The 13,115-nt window shown below is 71.9% G+C and carries 11 protein-coding genes; 4 read left to right on the plus strand and 7 right to left on the minus strand.

Annotation, left to right across the window (positions count from 1 at the left end):
- Positions 1 to 186: 186 nt before the first annotated feature.
- Complete coding sequence (locus ACVW19_RS13290; protein ID WP_457459517.1) at positions 187 to 750, plus strand: GtrA family protein; 564 nt, start codon at positions 187 to 189, stop codon at positions 748 to 750.
- A 49-nt stretch (positions 751 to 799) separates the two neighbouring features.
- On the opposite strand, the gene ACVW19_RS13295 is transcribed toward ACVW19_RS13290, so the two are convergent.
- Complete coding sequence (locus ACVW19_RS13295) at positions 800 to 2,071, minus strand: ATP-binding protein (protein ID WP_457459519.1); 1,272 nt, start codon at positions 2,069 to 2,071, stop codon at positions 800 to 802.
- Between the two features lie 38 nt (positions 2,072 to 2,109).
- Positions 2,110 to 2,787, minus strand: a complete 678-nt coding sequence (locus ACVW19_RS13300; RefSeq protein ID WP_406727230.1) for a response regulator transcription factor — start codon at positions 2,785 to 2,787, stop codon at positions 2,110 to 2,112.
- A gap of 514 nt (positions 2,788 to 3,301) precedes the next feature.
- Here ACVW19_RS13300 and ACVW19_RS13305 point away from each other — a divergent pair.
- Positions 3,302 to 4,795, plus strand: a complete 1,494-nt coding sequence (locus ACVW19_RS13305; RefSeq protein ID WP_457459521.1) for an oligopeptide:H+ symporter — start codon at positions 3,302 to 3,304, stop codon at positions 4,793 to 4,795.
- A 158-nt stretch (positions 4,796 to 4,953) separates the two neighbouring features.
- On the opposite strand, the gene ACVW19_RS13310 is transcribed toward ACVW19_RS13305, so the two are convergent.
- Both ACVW19_RS13310 and ACVW19_RS13315 read right to left on the minus strand, forming a co-directional pair.
- Positions 4,954 to 5,517, minus strand: coding sequence for an ATP-binding protein (locus ACVW19_RS13310; RefSeq protein ID WP_457459522.1), 564 nt, complete (start codon positions 5,515 to 5,517; stop codon positions 4,954 to 4,956).
- Positions 5,518 to 5,837: 320 nt separating this feature from the next.
- A complete protein-coding gene (locus ACVW19_RS13315; RefSeq protein WP_457459524.1) occupies positions 5,838 to 6,215 on the minus strand; it encodes an STAS domain-containing protein in 378 nt (125 codons plus the stop codon).
- Positions 6,216 to 6,454: 239 nt separating this feature from the next.
- Between ACVW19_RS13315 and ACVW19_RS13320 the strand changes: the two genes are divergently transcribed.
- Together ACVW19_RS13320 and ACVW19_RS13325 are read left to right on the plus strand one after the other, a co-directional pair.
- Positions 6,455 to 7,384, plus strand: a complete 930-nt coding sequence (locus ACVW19_RS13320; protein WP_457459526.1) for an RNA polymerase sigma factor SigF — start codon at positions 6,455 to 6,457, stop codon at positions 7,382 to 7,384.
- Positions 7,385 to 7,592: 208 nt separating this feature from the next.
- The gene (locus ACVW19_RS13325; protein WP_457459528.1) at positions 7,593 to 9,161 is read left to right on the plus strand and encodes a ricin-type beta-trefoil lectin domain protein; all 1,569 of its coding nucleotides are present in this window, start codon (positions 7,593 to 7,595) and stop codon (positions 9,159 to 9,161) included.
- A 9-nt stretch (positions 9,162 to 9,170) separates the two neighbouring features.
- Here ACVW19_RS13325 and hutI read toward each other — a convergent pair whose 3' ends face one another.
- The 3 genes from hutI to ACVW19_RS13340 all read right to left on the minus strand — a co-directional run bounded on the left by hutI (position 9,171) and on the right by ACVW19_RS13340 (position 13,023).
- Positions 9,171 to 10,340 (minus strand): imidazolonepropionase, encoded by a 1,170-nt coding sequence (gene hutI / locus ACVW19_RS13330; protein ID WP_457459530.1) that lies wholly within the window; start codon positions 10,338 to 10,340, stop codon positions 9,171 to 9,173.
- Between the two features lie 104 nt (positions 10,341 to 10,444).
- Positions 10,445 to 11,821: a formimidoylglutamate deiminase gene (locus ACVW19_RS13335; protein ID WP_457464589.1), complete on the minus strand. Its 1,377-nt coding sequence runs from the start codon at positions 11,819 to 11,821 to the stop codon at positions 10,445 to 10,447.
- On the minus strand, positions 11,821 to 13,023 hold the full coding sequence (locus ACVW19_RS13340) for an allantoate amidohydrolase (RefSeq protein WP_457464591.1): 1,203 nt from the start codon (positions 13,021 to 13,023) through the stop codon (positions 11,821 to 11,823). The genes ACVW19_RS13335 and ACVW19_RS13340 overlap by 1 nt, the downstream gene beginning before the upstream one ends.
- Between the last annotated feature and the right edge of the window lie 92 nt (positions 13,024 to 13,115).

Raw genomic sequence — 13,115 nt, forward strand, 5'->3', positions numbered from 1 at the left:
GCCGGTTCCGCGGCGGTTTCCCGGCCCCTTCGGTGATCAGCCCGCGCTCTCCGGCCTTTCGCCGGTCATTCCCGGACGGTCTGCGGCCGGGAGGGGCGTCCGCAGGAAGATCACGAGAAGGGGTGGTTAGCATGGTGTGGTTGACGCCACTTTGACGCCACTCTACGGACGGGGGCCGGCACGACCATGGGACGCGGTTCCTCGGGGCCTTCGACGGCCCCGGCCCCGCGCGGCACCGTGCGGCAGCGCCTCGATCGGCTCGTCCGTGAGGTCGTGAAGTTCGGCGCGGTCGGCGGAGCCGGGCTGTTGGTCAATCTCCTCGTGTTCAACCTGGTCCGGCAGGTGACCGACCTCCCGGTGGTGCGGGCGAGCGTCATCGCGACCATCGTCGCGATCGTCTTCAACTACCTGGGCTTCCGCTACTTCACCTACCGGGACCGCGACAGGTCCGGACGCACCAAGGAGATGTCGCTGTTCCTGCTGTTCAGCGTGGTCGGTCTGGTGATCGAGAACGGCCTGCTGTACACGGCGACGTACGGGTTCGGCTGGGACAGCCCGCTGCAGAGCAACATCTTCAAGTTCCTCGGCATCGGTGTCGCCACCCTGTTCCGCTTCTGGTCCTACCGCACGTGGGTGTTCCGCGCGCTGCCGGCCCGGGAACCGGGCACCGGGAGCGCGACGGCGGGAGCGAGCGCGGGTCCCCTCGCCAAGGGCGGGGCGAAGCCGCCTGCCCGGCAGCGCGTGCCGTAGGCGCCGACGGCCCCGCCCCGCCTGTCATCCGTCCTCCTCGGACCGTCCGCTACCTGACCGTGCGGCGGTCCTCGTCCCGGGACTTCCGCGGCGGGGTACGGGACAGGAACAGGCCGAAGACCGGGGGCTTGGCCTGGAGCATCTCCAGCCGGCCGCCGTCCGCCTCCGCGAGGTCCCGGGCGACCGCGAGGCCGATGCCGGTGGAGTTGTGGCCGCTGATCGCCCGTTCGAAGATGCGGGCGCCCAGTTCGGTGGGCACCCCGGGGCCCTCGTCCGTGACCTCCACGACGACCTGGTTGCCGGTGACCCGGGTGCGCAGGGCGACCGTGCCGCCGCCGTGCATGAGCGAGTTCTCGATCAGGGCGGCCAGCACCTGGGCGACCGCGCCCGGTGTGCCCACCGCCCGCAGGTTCCGCTTGCCGGAGCTGACGACGGCGCGGCCGACACCGCGGTAGGCGGGACGCCACTCGGCGAGCTGCTGCTGGATCACCTCGTCGAGTTCGAAGGTGACCGCGGAGCCGTTGCGCGGGTCGCGGGCGTTGGTCAGCAGCCGTTCCACCACGTCCGTGAGGCGTTCCACCTGCGTCAGCGCGATGGTCGCCTCCTCCTTCACCGTGTCCGGGTCGTCGGTGAGGGTGATCTCCTCCAGGCGCATGGACAGGGCGGTGAGGGGGGTGCGCAGCTGGTGGGAGGCGTCGGCGGCCAGTCGTCGTTCCGCGGTCAGCATGCGGGCGATGCGCTCGGCGGAGGAGTCCAGCACGTCCGCGACCCGGTCCAGCTCGGGGACGCCGTACCGCCGGTGGCGGGGGCGCGGGTCGCCCGAGCCGAGGCGCTCGGCGGTCTCCGCGAGGTCGGTCAGCGGGGAGGCGAGCCGGTTGGCCTGGCGGACCGCCAGCAGCACCGCGGCGATCACCGCCAGCAGCGCCACCAGCCCGATGATCAGCAGCGTACGGCCGACCTCCCGGGTCACCGAGGAGCGCGGCTCCTGGACGGTGACCGTCTCGCCCTCCTCACCCGGGGCCGTGGCGCTGATGACGTCGCCGTCCGGCTTGTCGCCCACCTCGATGGGCGCCCTGCCGGGGATGCGGATGACGGCGTAGCGGTCCTCGGTGATCTGGTCGCTCAGGACCTCGGCGGTGACCTTCTCCTCGACGAGCAGTCGGCTGTCGACGATGCTGGCCAGCCGTACGGCCTCGGACTCGACCCGTTCCCTGGCGGTGTCGCTGATGGTGCGGGTCTCCACGATCACCAGGGACACGCCGAAGACGGCGATCACGACGAGCACCACGGCGAGCGTGGACTGGATCAGTCGGCGGCGCATGACCTCTTACCTGAAAGAACCCCCTGCGGTGGCGGGGTTCAGCTCTTCTCGAAGCGGAAACCCACGCCCCGGACGGTCGCGATGTAGCGGGGGTTGGCCGCGTCGTCACCGAGCTTCTTGCGCAGCCAGGAGATGTGCATGTCGAGGGTCTTGGTGGACGACCACCACGTGGTGTCCCAGACCTCGCGCATCAGCTGGTCGCGGGTGACGACCCGGCCCGCGTCCCGGACCAGGACCCGTAGCAGGTCGAACTCCTTGGCGGTGAGCTGGAGTTCCTCCTCGCCCATCCACGCCCGGTGCGACTCGACGTCGATGCGCACGCCGTGGGTCGCGGGCGGTTGCTGCGGCTCGGTGGCACCGCGCCGCAGCAGGGCCCGTACCCGGGCGAGCAGTTCGGCGAGCCGGAACGGCTTGGTGACGTAGTCGTCGGCGCCGGCGTCCAGACCGACGACGGTGTCCACCTCGTCGGCGCGCGCGGTCAGGATCAGGACGGGAACCGTGTGGCCGTCGGAACGCAGTCGGCGGGCGACCTCCAGACCGTCCATGCCGGGCAGCCCGAGGTCCAGCACCACCAGGTCGATGCCGCCCTGCAGGCCTGCGTCGAGCGCGCTGGGTCCGTCCTCACGCACCTCCACCTCGTAGCCCTCCCGGCGCAGGGCGCGGGCCAGTGGCTCCGAGATGGACGCGTCGTCCTCGGCGAGCAGTACACGGGTCATGCACTGATGGTAGTCCCGCCGCGGCGCGGTCCGGGGTGTGATCACGGCGGCCGGTTCTCACCGCGCGCACACCTGTTCCTCACCTCGGGGACCCGCGAAAGGAGCCTGGAACTGTGGGGTGCGATCCTGAAAAGAACCTTCGAATGAGTGATCACGGTTCCCCCGGAACCTGTGATCCCTGTCTCAAGTCCTTCCATATCGGGCACTGTCCTGCCGTATGGTGAACCAACGCCTGTTGCACGGCGGGGACCTTTGGCGCAGTTGCCGCTGAAGGTCTCTTTTGCGTGCCGGTCGGCTTCCCGCCGACCTCGTAAGAAATGACCTGTGGCCGGGCCTCTACGCACATCGACGCGCGTAGAGGCGTGGATCCCGGTGGTCGCCGTCCCCCGCTCCGTGATCCGGAGCGGACTCCCCAAGGGCGTGGGGTGGACGGCACGGCCCGCCGGTGCCGGCCGCCCCCCCCACCGGGCGCGTACCCGCTTGCGCGACGCGTCCCGACCAGCAAGGAACGACCATGGCGTCCAGCCTGACGAAGGACTCGGTCTCACCCGGCACCCCCGGCTCCGAGAAGACCTTCTTCGGCCACCCCCGCGGACTGGCCACTCTCTTCATGACCGAGATGTGGGAGCGGTTCTCCTACTACGGCATGCGAGCTCTGCTCCCGCTGTACCTCGTCGCCCCGGGCGGCATGGGCCTGAACGCCGGCACGGCGACGGCCATCTACTCGGTGTACCTGTCGCTGGTGTACCTGCTCACGATGCCGGGCGGCTGGTTCGGCGACCGGGTCCTGGGCCCGCGCAAGACCGTCGCCGTCGCCGGTGCGATCGTCGTGCTCGGCCACCTGACGCTGGCCCTGCCGTCCGCCGGCACCTTCTACGCCGGCCTCGGCCTGGTCGCCATCGGTTCCGGCCTGCTGAAGGCCAACATCTCCACGATGGTCGGCCAGCTCTACGACGGTCCGGACGACCCGCGCCGCGACGGCGGCTTCACCATCTTCTACATGGGCATCAACCTCGGTGCCTTCTTCTCTCCGCTGATCATCGGCACCGTCGGTGAGGGCGTCAGCTGGCACCTGGGCTTCGGGCTCGCCGCGGTCGGCATGAGTCTCGGCCTGCTCCAGTTCATGCTGGGCAGCCGTCACCTCGCCGCGCACTCCAGCGTCGTGCCCAAGCCGCTGTCCGCCGCGGAGAAGTCCTCCACGCTGCGCAAGGCCGCCCTCTGGGCCGGCATCGCCGTCGTCGCCTACACCGTCCTCGGCTTCTCCGGCCACTACACCCTGAACTGGGTCCTGGTCCCGCTGACGCTGCTCGGCCTGATCATCCCGGTGCTGGTGCTGGTCCGGATCAAGCGCGACCGGGACCTGGACCAGGCCGAGCAGTCGAAGATGTCCGCGTACATCTGGTTCTTCGTGGCCGCGGCCGTCTTCTGGATGATCTACGACCAGGGCGGCTCGACCCTGGCGCTCTTCGCCGACTCGTCGGCCGAGAACAGCGTCCTCGGCTGGGAGTTCCCGGTCTCCTGGTACCAGTCGGTCAACCCGGTCCTGATCATGGCGCTGGCCCCGGTCTTCGCCTGGTTCTGGCTGGCGCTGAACCGGCGCGGCAAGGAGCCCAGCACGATCGTGAAGTTCGGCTCCGGTCTGGTCCTGGTCGGCGCGTCCTTCTTCCTGTTCCTCGCCCCGCTGTCCATCGCCGGGGGCGGTCAGAAGGCGGCGGCGATGTGGCTGGTGGCGATCTACTTCACCCAGACCGTCGCCGAGCTGCTGCTCTCCCCGGTCGGCCTGTCGGTGACCACGAAGATGGCGCCCGTGAAGTACGCCTCGCAGATGATGGGCGTCTGGTTCCTGGCCGTCACCGCCGGTACCGCCACGACCGGCCTGCTGTCCACCGCCGTCGACCTGAACAAGCCGGGTGTCGTCGCGATGGAGGCCACCCTCGCCGTGGTCGCCGGTGTCGCGGTGTGGATGTACCGCAGCAAGGTCAAGGCCCTCATGGGCGACGTCCGCTGACCCGCTGAGCCCGGCCGGCTGGCCGGCCACCGTCTCGCGACGGAGGGCCCCGCGTCCACGTACTTGTGGATGCGGGGCCCTTCAGTCGTTTGCGCGGCGGGCGGAGCGGTGATGCCCGTGACGGCCGGGACGGGGCCGGTCGGGGACGCCGCCGTCGGTCAGGCGGGTGCCCCGAGTTCCGCCCACACGGTCTTGCCCGCGATGCCCGGGGTGCGGACGACCCCCCAGTCGAGGCAGAGCCGCTGGACGATGAACATGCCGTGGCCACCGGGCCGGCCCGACCGGTGCGGGGTGCGCGGGGCCGGCTGTCCGGTGCCCCGGTCGGTGACCTCGAGCCGGATCATCTTGTTGTCGCAGACGATGCCCAACTGGTCGGGCCCCTCGGCGTGCAGGCAGGCGTTGGTGACCAGTTCGGACACGACCAGCAGGACGTCCTCTGCGGCGGCCCGCCGGTCGGCGGTGGCGGCGGGCAGCCAGCCCCACGCGTGCAGCGCCTGGCGGGTGAAGTCACGGGCGAGGGGCACGACGCCGCTCTGGTCGTCGAAGCTCAGCCGACGGACCTGACGCCCTCCCGGCGAACCCGGTGACCCGGACGACGCCCCCGCCGGCCCGGACGGCACGGCCACCTCTCCGGACGCGCTCGCCGTCGGCGCGCCGCCCCCGGGAGCGCCGCCGGGCTCCGGACCGCGGTCGCCCGGCGGATAGGGCCGGGTGGTGCTCATCAGCGCTTCACCTCACCGATTCACCAGTTCATGATTTCAAATAATCCGTATTCAGTCAGTCACACGGTGCGGGATCGTCCGGTTCTCGGCATCCCCGCGGCCATGGCAGCGGACACGTTCAGCTTGTCTCCTGCCCGGGGCGCCCCGGGGAACACTTCCGTGTTCGCACGAGGAGGGCGCGACGGCAGGCAGGTGACACGAAGGGGACTCAGGGAGGGACGCGTCGCGAGGCGCGCCCCGGGGCGCGAAGAAAAACGCTCCGGAAGGAGAACGCCGGCCCCGGGACCCGCCCCGGGGTGGCGCCGGCCTGCCCCGCGCGGTCATCCGGAATCGTCGGCGAGGGCCGCCTCGAGGCTGTCATGAAGGGTGAACACCGCTTCCGCCCCGGTGATTTCGAACACGCGTGCGACAACAGGCTGCATCCCCGCGAGGTGCACCCCGCCCCCCGCGGCGTCCGCCTTCAGCCGGGCACCGAGCAGCACGTTGAGCCCGGTGGAGTCACAGAACTCCAGTCCGGAGCAGTCGATGACAAGCCGGCTGAATCCCCTGGCGAGGCATTCCTCCAGCGGCTCACGCAACAGATCGGCGGTGTGGTGATCCAGCTCACCCGCCGGGGTCACGACGGCACTGGAACCCTCTTCCCGCACCTCCACCAGAAGCCGGCCCGACTGTGCGCTGCCGACCGTCCCGCGGTCCATGCCGACTCTCTCTCCCACCGGTCGTGACTGCTACTGACGTTGTCGAACATTACGCCCTACCGCCGCACTTCGACAGCCGAACAATCAGCAGCAAACGGACATATGGCAACAGAACTCACTTGCGATGAGTTCATGGAAACGGGTAGGGCTAGTAAGGACACGTACCCGACACGGCCGGCTTTGGAGGCGCCGCACACCGCAGTGCACGTAACGGCATCGGCAGCCATATGCCGAGAACGATGGAGGACATCATGTCACCCCGGCTCGACGAATCGCGTACCCAGAAAGCGACGTCGACACTCCCTCCGGAACATCTGGCTCCCATCGAGCAGGACGACACGGGTGTCGTCCCGGACGGCGACCTCCTCGCCGGTCTCCCGGAGATCCCTCCCTATGACGAGGTGGGCCCGGTCGACGCGCGGGCGTTGTCCAAGAGCCTCTTCGAGCGACTGGAGTCGCTGGAGGAAGGCACCCACGAATATTCGTACGTACGCAACACGCTCGTCGAACTGAACCTGGCCCTGGTCAAGTTCGCCGCCTCCCGGTTCCGCTCGCGCAGTGAGCCGATGGAGGACATCGTCCAGGTCGGCACCATCGGTCTGATCAAGGCGATCGACCGCTTCGAGCTTTCGCGCGGTGTGGAGTTCCCCACCTTCGCGATGCCGACCATCATCGGCGAGATCAAGCGCTTCTTCCGTGACACCTCGTGGTCCGTGCGCGTACCGCGCCGGCTGCAGGAACTCCGGCTCGACCTGGCCAAGGCCGGCGACGAGCTGGCCCAGCAGCTCGACCGGTCCCCGACCGTGGCCGAACTGGCCGAGCGCCTGGGCATCTCCAAGGACGAGGTCGTCGAGGGCATGGCGGCGTCGAACGCCTACACCGCCTCCTCCCTGGACGCGCAGCCGGAGGAGAACGACGTCGAGGGCACCTTGGCGGACCGGATCGGTTACGAGGACCACGGACTCGAAGGCATCGAGTACGTCGAGTCGTTGAAGCCGCTGATCGCCGAACTGCCGCCGCGCGACCGCACCATCCTCTCGCTGCGCTTCGTCGCCGGAATGACCCAGTCGGAGATCGGCGAGGAGCTGGGTATTTCACAGATGCACGTCTCCCGCCTGCTGTCGCGCACACTGGTGCGGCTGCGCAAGGGGCTGACCGTGGAGGAATGACGGTCGAGGACCGACGGGGCCGCGCCCCGTGCCCTGTCGGCGCCGGACGCCCCTCGCGGGTACCGGGCGCCGACAGGGCACGGGGCGCGACGCGTTACCCGCGGTCACCCCTTTCCCCGCGGGCCTTCTTCCTCCACTATGGGCACGCCCAAACCAGCTGGTATGTCAGGACCACCTGATCCGCCGGGCAGGCCTGAGGAGGCGGTGCATGGAGCGGGGCGACGGAGCCGTCCACGGCGACGGGGTCGGCGGGGGACACCCGGGTACGCACGCGGGCGCGTCCGACATCCGGCTGACCGAATCGCTGCGCGCCGACACCTCGGCCGCGTACTCGGCGCTTCAGGAACTCCGCGCCCGGCACGGCCCGTCCGTGCTCGCCTACGCCCGCCAGTGCACCACGGGTGACTCCGGCGCGCGTCAACTCGCCGCGCAGGCCTTCACGGACGCCGCCCGCGAGACCGCCCGCGGTACCGATCCCGGCGGCCCCCTGCGCCACCGGCTCCTGCTGCTGACCGCCCGGGCGGCAGCGACCTGGGCCACCGACGGACGGGCCGGCGGGCTCGACCCCGGACTGCACCTCGTACTGAGTTCGTCCGGTCCCGACGGCCCGGTCCCGTCCATGCTCGCCGCCTTCCGGACACTGCCGTACCGGGCGCAGGGCCTCATCTGGTACGGCATCGTGGAACAGGAACCCGCGGACCGTACGGCGACGCTTCTCGGCCTCGCCCCTCAGGACGTGGCCTACGGCACCCAGCCCGCGCTGCAGTCACTGGGCCGGGCCTGTCTGCGGTCCCGGCTGGCCGCCTCGGACGACCCCCGGTGCGTCGACTTCCGCCGGCTCATCGAGGAGGCGGTACGGCCCGACGGCCCCCGCGACAGCGCCGACCTGAACACCCACATGGCCCGCTGCGGGCACTGCGCCGCGGCGTACGAGGAACAGCGCGCCCTGCGGGAGGCGCCGCGCACCACCCTGGCCGAGGGGCTGCTGCCGTGGGCGGGCACGTCGTACACCGCCCCCCTGCCGGGGCCCGCCGAGCCGTCGCCCGGCCCCGGTACCGCGGTCGGGACGTGGCCGCTGTCCCGGCGCCTGGTGCTGGCCTCGACGGCACTCGGCGTGGCCGTGGTGCCGCTGCTGCTCCTGCTGTTGTCACCGGCCGGCACGCCGGCCGAACACGCTTCGGAACCGGGCCCCACCCTGGCGGTCCCACCGCCGGTGACCGTGACGGCCACCCCCTCACCGCCCCCCACCGCGTCCGCGACGCGCTCCCCCGCACCGTCCCCCTCGAAGACCGGGAGGCCCAGCCCGTCGGACACCCCACACCCCACGCCGTCCCCGACACCGCCTCCCACACCGTCCGCCACACCCGCGTACCCGCCGCCGGGCGGCGCGTACGCGCAGGTGGTGAATCTGGCGTCGGGCCTGTGCCTGGACATCGACGGCGACCTGGAGAACCGCACGGACGTGGTCACCGCACCCTGCGACTCCTCCCGGTCCCAGCGGTGGCGGGTCGACGCGGAGCGCGGTGTGCTGCAGTCCTACGCCGACTCCGACTACTGCCTGGACAGCCGTGGCGCGGTGGGCCGGGGGACCGGCATCTGGGAGTGCGACTCGGTGGACGGGCGCAACGGACAGAACCTGCGCTTCGCCGTCGACGCCCGTGGAGTGATCCGCCCGGCCATCGCGCCGGACCACGCGGTGACACCGACCGGGGGCGACTCGGTGTCCCTGGCCGAGGAGGCGGGGCGGGCGGATCAGCGGTGGCGGGCCGGGTCCTGAGCCCGCTGCTCAGAACGCGCGGACGCCGCGCCGCCACACTCCGCGGACCAGCGGGACGCCGGGGCGGTAGGCCAGGTGGACATGGCTCGGGGCGTCGAGGAGGACGAGGTCGGCGCGGGCGCCGGGGGTGAGACGGCCGATGTCGGTGCGCCGCATGGCCGCGGCGCCGCCCGCGGTGGCCGACCAGAGGGCCTCGTCGGGCGTCATCCCCATGTCCCGCACGGCGAGCGCGACGCAGAACGGCACCGAGGAGGTGAAGGACGACCCCGGGTTGCAGTCCGTGGAGAGCGCGACGGTGACGCCCGCGTCGATCAGCCGGCGGGCGTTCGGCCACTCGGCCCGGGTGGAGAACTCGGCGCCCGGCAGCAGGGTCGCGACCGTGCGGCTGTTGGCCAGGGCGTCGACGTCCGGGTCGGTGAGGTGGGTGCAGTGGTCGGCGCTGGCCGCGTCGAGTTCGACGGCGAGTTGGACGCCGGGACCGTGGGAGAGCTGGTTGGCGTGGACGCGCGGGTGCAGGCCCTTCGCCCTGCCCGCGGTGAGGACGGCGCGCGCCTGGTCGCCGTCGAAGGCGCCCTTCTCGCAGAAGACGTCGATCCAGCGGGCGTGCGGCGCGCAGGCGTCCAGCATCGCGCCGGTGACCAGGGCGACGTAGCCGGCCGGATCGTCGGCGTACTCGGGGGCGACGATATGGGCGCCGAGGTAGGTGACCTCGTCGGTGTGGCGGACGGCCAGCCGCAGGGCGCGGGCCTCGTCCTCGACGGTGAGGCCGTAGCCCGACTTGGTCTCGAGGGTGGTGGTGCCCTGGCGGAGCGCCTCGGTGAGCAGGCGGGTCAGGTTCGCCTCCAGTTCCGCGTCGCTCGCGGCCCGGGTGGCGGCGACGGTGGTGCGGATACCGCCCGCGCTGTAGGGGCGGCCGGACATCCGGGCGTTGAACTCGTCGGTGCGGTCGCCCGCGAAGACCAGGTGGGAGTGCGAGTCGACGAAGCCCGGGATCACCGCCCGGCCCTCGGCGTCGACCCGATTGTCAGTGGCGGGTGCTTTGCTTGTTTCACCGGTCCACACGATGCGGTCACCGTCCATGACGACGGCCGCGTCCCGGACCAGACCGAGGTGAGAGTCGCCGAGGGAGGGGTCGTTGGTGACCAGCGTGGCGATGTTGACGATGGCGGTGCTGCTCATGGCGTCCTCGTGGGTGGCGGCGGTTGCGGGGCCGGGGGGCGTACTCGGTCGCTCGATGTTCAGGCGCTGGTTGTTCAGGCGCTCGATGTTCAGGCGCTCGATGTTCAGTCGCTCAGTGCCTCGATCGCCTGCGCGAGGGCGTGCGGCACATCGGGGACGAGGGTGTGCGCCCCGTCGCGTACGACGTGCCGGCCGGCCACGATCGTGTGCCGTACGTCGGCCGCCGTCGCGGCGAATACGGCCGTCTCGGCGCCGAGTCGGGGCGGTGGCCCCGCAGTCCTGACCGACTCCAGCGTGAGGGTGGTCAGGTCGGCGAGCGCTCCGGGCTCGATGGTGCCCGCCCGCTCCCAGCCGAGTGCGGCGTGGCCGTCGACGGTGGCCGCCCGCAGCAGGGCGTTCGCCGTCCAGTGGCCGCGGGTGCGGGTGCGCAGGCGCTCGTTGAGCTCCAGGGCGCGCGCCTCCTCCAGCAGGTCGATGACGGCGTGGCTGTCCGAGCCGAGGGAGAGCGGGGAACCGCGGCGCTGGAGGGAGGCGGCGGGGCCGATGCCGTCGGCGAGGTCGCGTTCGGTGGTGGGGCACATGCAGGTGCCGGTGCCGCTGCCGCCGATCAGCGTCATGTCCTGGTCGGTGAGGTGCGTGTTGTGGATACCGGTGGTGCGCGGTCCGAGCACGCCGTGGTCGGCGAGGAGGCGGGCCGGGGTGCGGCCGTGCGCCTCCTGGCAGGCCTCGTTCTCGGCGGTCTGCTCCGACAGGTGCACATGCAGCGGAGCCCGCCGCTCCTCGGCCCAGCGTGCCACGGTCGCCAACTGACGGGCGGGCACGGCCCGTACGGAGTGGACGGCGGCACCGATCCTCGCGTGATCCCGTTCCTTGAGAACCGAACAGCGTTCCGCCCAGGCCTCGGCGGTGCCGTCGGAGAAGCGGAGCTGGTGGGCGCCCGGCGGCTCGCCGAAGCCGGCGGACAGGTAGGCGGCGTCGAGGAGGGTGATGCGGATGCCGGCCTCGGCGGCGGCCGCGATGAGGGCCTCGCCCATGACGTTGGGGTCGGCGTAGCGGGTGCCGCCGGGCGCGTGGTGGACGTAGTGGAACTCGCCGACGGCGGTGATGCCGGCGAGGGCCATCTCCGCGTACACGGCACGGGCGAGCCGGTGGTAGTTCTCGGGGGTGAGCCGGTCGGCGACCGAGTACATGACCTCGCGCCAGGTCCAGAAAGTTCCGGAGCCCACCTGGACGGTGCCGCGCAGCGCGCGATGAAAGGCATGGCTGTGGGTGTTGGCCAGGCCGGGGATCGTCAGGCCGCGCAGCGCCTCGGCGCCGTGCGGCGGGGCGGGTGTCCCCGGGCGGACGGCGGTGATGCGCCCGTCCGCGACCTCGACGGCGACACCCGGCTCGATGGGGGTCCCCCCTGCTCGAGCGGAGCCGAGAGCTTGGGGGAGGGTGCCGAGCCAGGCGTGCTCCAGCCAGTACGTCCGTGGGGTGATCACGTGCGGGCCAGTCCTTCCAGTACGTCGGCGAGGGCGAGCACCCCGGCCACGCAGTCGTCCTCGTCGGCGTGCTCGGCCGGGGAGTGCGAGACGCCTGTGGGGTTGCGCACGAACATCATGGCGGTCGGGATGCTTCCGGAGAGGATTCCGGCGTCGTGGCCGGCACCGGTGCCGAGGACGGGGACGGGCACCGCGCGGTCGCGGCCCAGGATGCGGGCGAGTTCGTCACGCAGGACGTGGTCGAACTCGACGACGGGCGTGCGGGACTCGCGGACCACGTCCAGTTCCACGCCGTGGGCGGCGGCGTGCTCGCGGGCCGCCTTCTCCACCGCGGCGACCACGGCGTCCAGGTTCGGCTGGTCGACGGCGCGGGAGTCGAGCCAGCCGCGCACCAGGGAGGGGATGGCGTTGACGCCGTTCGGTTCCACGGCGATCTTGCCGAAGGTGGCGACGGCACCGGCGAGTTCGGCCTCGCGGCGGGCGGCGAGGACGGCCTCGGCGTACGGCAGCATGGGGTCGCGGCGGTCGGCGAGGCGGGTGGTGCCGGCGTGGTTGGCCTCGCCGCGGAAGTCGAACCGCCAGCGGCCGTGCGGCCAGATGGCACTGGCGATGCCGACCCGGTCGCCGGACAGGTCGAGGGCCCGGCCCTGTTCGACATGCAGTTCGACGAAGGCGCCGATGCGGGCGAGCCGTTCGGGGTCAGGGCCGATGGCGTCGGGGTCGTGTCCGGCGGCCTCCATCGCCCGGGGCAGAGTGGTCCCGTCGCCGTCGGTGAGGCGGTGCGCCTGCGCGCGGGTGAGCCGGCCGGCGGTGAGCCGCGAGCCGACGCAGGCGAGCCCGAAGCGGGCGCCCTCCTCGTCGCCGAAGTTGACGATGCCGAGGGGACGGCTGAACGACGTTCCTCTCCGGCGCAGTTCGTCGAGGGCGGCGAAGGCGGAGACGACTCCGAGGGGCCCGTCGAAGGCTCCGCCGTCCGGCACGGAGTCCAGGTGGGACCCGGTGACGACGGCGTCCCCGTCTGCGGGGTCGCCCAGCCAGGCCCACTGGTTCCCGTTCCGGTCCACTTCGTGGCGCAGCCCCCGCAGTTCGGCCTGGGTGGCGAACCAGGCCCGGCATTCGGCGTCGGCGCCGGTCCAGGCGTATCGCCGGTAGCCGCCGGTGCCGGGGTGGCGGCCGAGGGGGAGCAGTTCGCGCCACATCGCCTGGAAGGTGGGGGGTGCGGCCTGCGGGGTCGGTGGGCTCGGTGGGCTCGTCGCTGTGGCCGGTGGGGCCGGTGCGGTGCCGTGGGTCC

The organism is Streptomyces sp. TE5632 (assembly GCF_054061295.1).

Excerpts from the sequence above, each read along its gene's own strand:
- hutI (WP_457459530.1), bottom strand. The coding sequence starts at position 10,340 with ATGAGCAGCACCGCCATCGTCAACATCGCCACGCTGGTCACCAACGAC.
- ACVW19_RS13340 (WP_457464591.1), bottom strand. The coding sequence starts at position 13,023 with ATGTGGCGCGAACTGCTCCCCCTCGGCCGCCACCCCGGCACCGGCGGC.
- ACVW19_RS13295 (WP_457459519.1), bottom strand. The coding sequence starts at position 2,071 with ATGCGCCGCCGACTGATCCAGTCCACGCTCGCCGTGGTGCTCGTCGTG.
- ACVW19_RS13300 (WP_406727230.1), bottom strand. The coding sequence starts at position 2,787 with ATGACCCGTGTACTGCTCGCCGAGGACGACGCGTCCATCTCGGAGCCA.
- ACVW19_RS13305 (WP_457459521.1), top strand. The coding sequence starts at position 3,302 with ATGGCGTCCAGCCTGACGAAGGACTCGGTCTCACCCGGCACCCCCGGC.
- ACVW19_RS13290 (WP_457459517.1), top strand. The coding sequence starts at position 187 with ATGGGACGCGGTTCCTCGGGGCCTTCGACGGCCCCGGCCCCGCGCGGC.
- ACVW19_RS13320 (WP_457459526.1), top strand. The coding sequence starts at position 6,455 with ATGGAGGACATCATGTCACCCCGGCTCGACGAATCGCGTACCCAGAAA.
- ACVW19_RS13315 (WP_457459524.1), bottom strand. The coding sequence starts at position 6,215 with ATGGACCGCGGGACGGTCGGCAGCGCACAGTCGGGCCGGCTTCTGGTG.
- ACVW19_RS13310 (WP_457459522.1), bottom strand. The coding sequence starts at position 5,517 with ATGAGCACCACCCGGCCCTATCCGCCGGGCGACCGCGGTCCGGAGCCC.
- ACVW19_RS13325 (WP_457459528.1), top strand. The coding sequence starts at position 7,593 with ATGGAGCGGGGCGACGGAGCCGTCCACGGCGACGGGGTCGGCGGGGGA.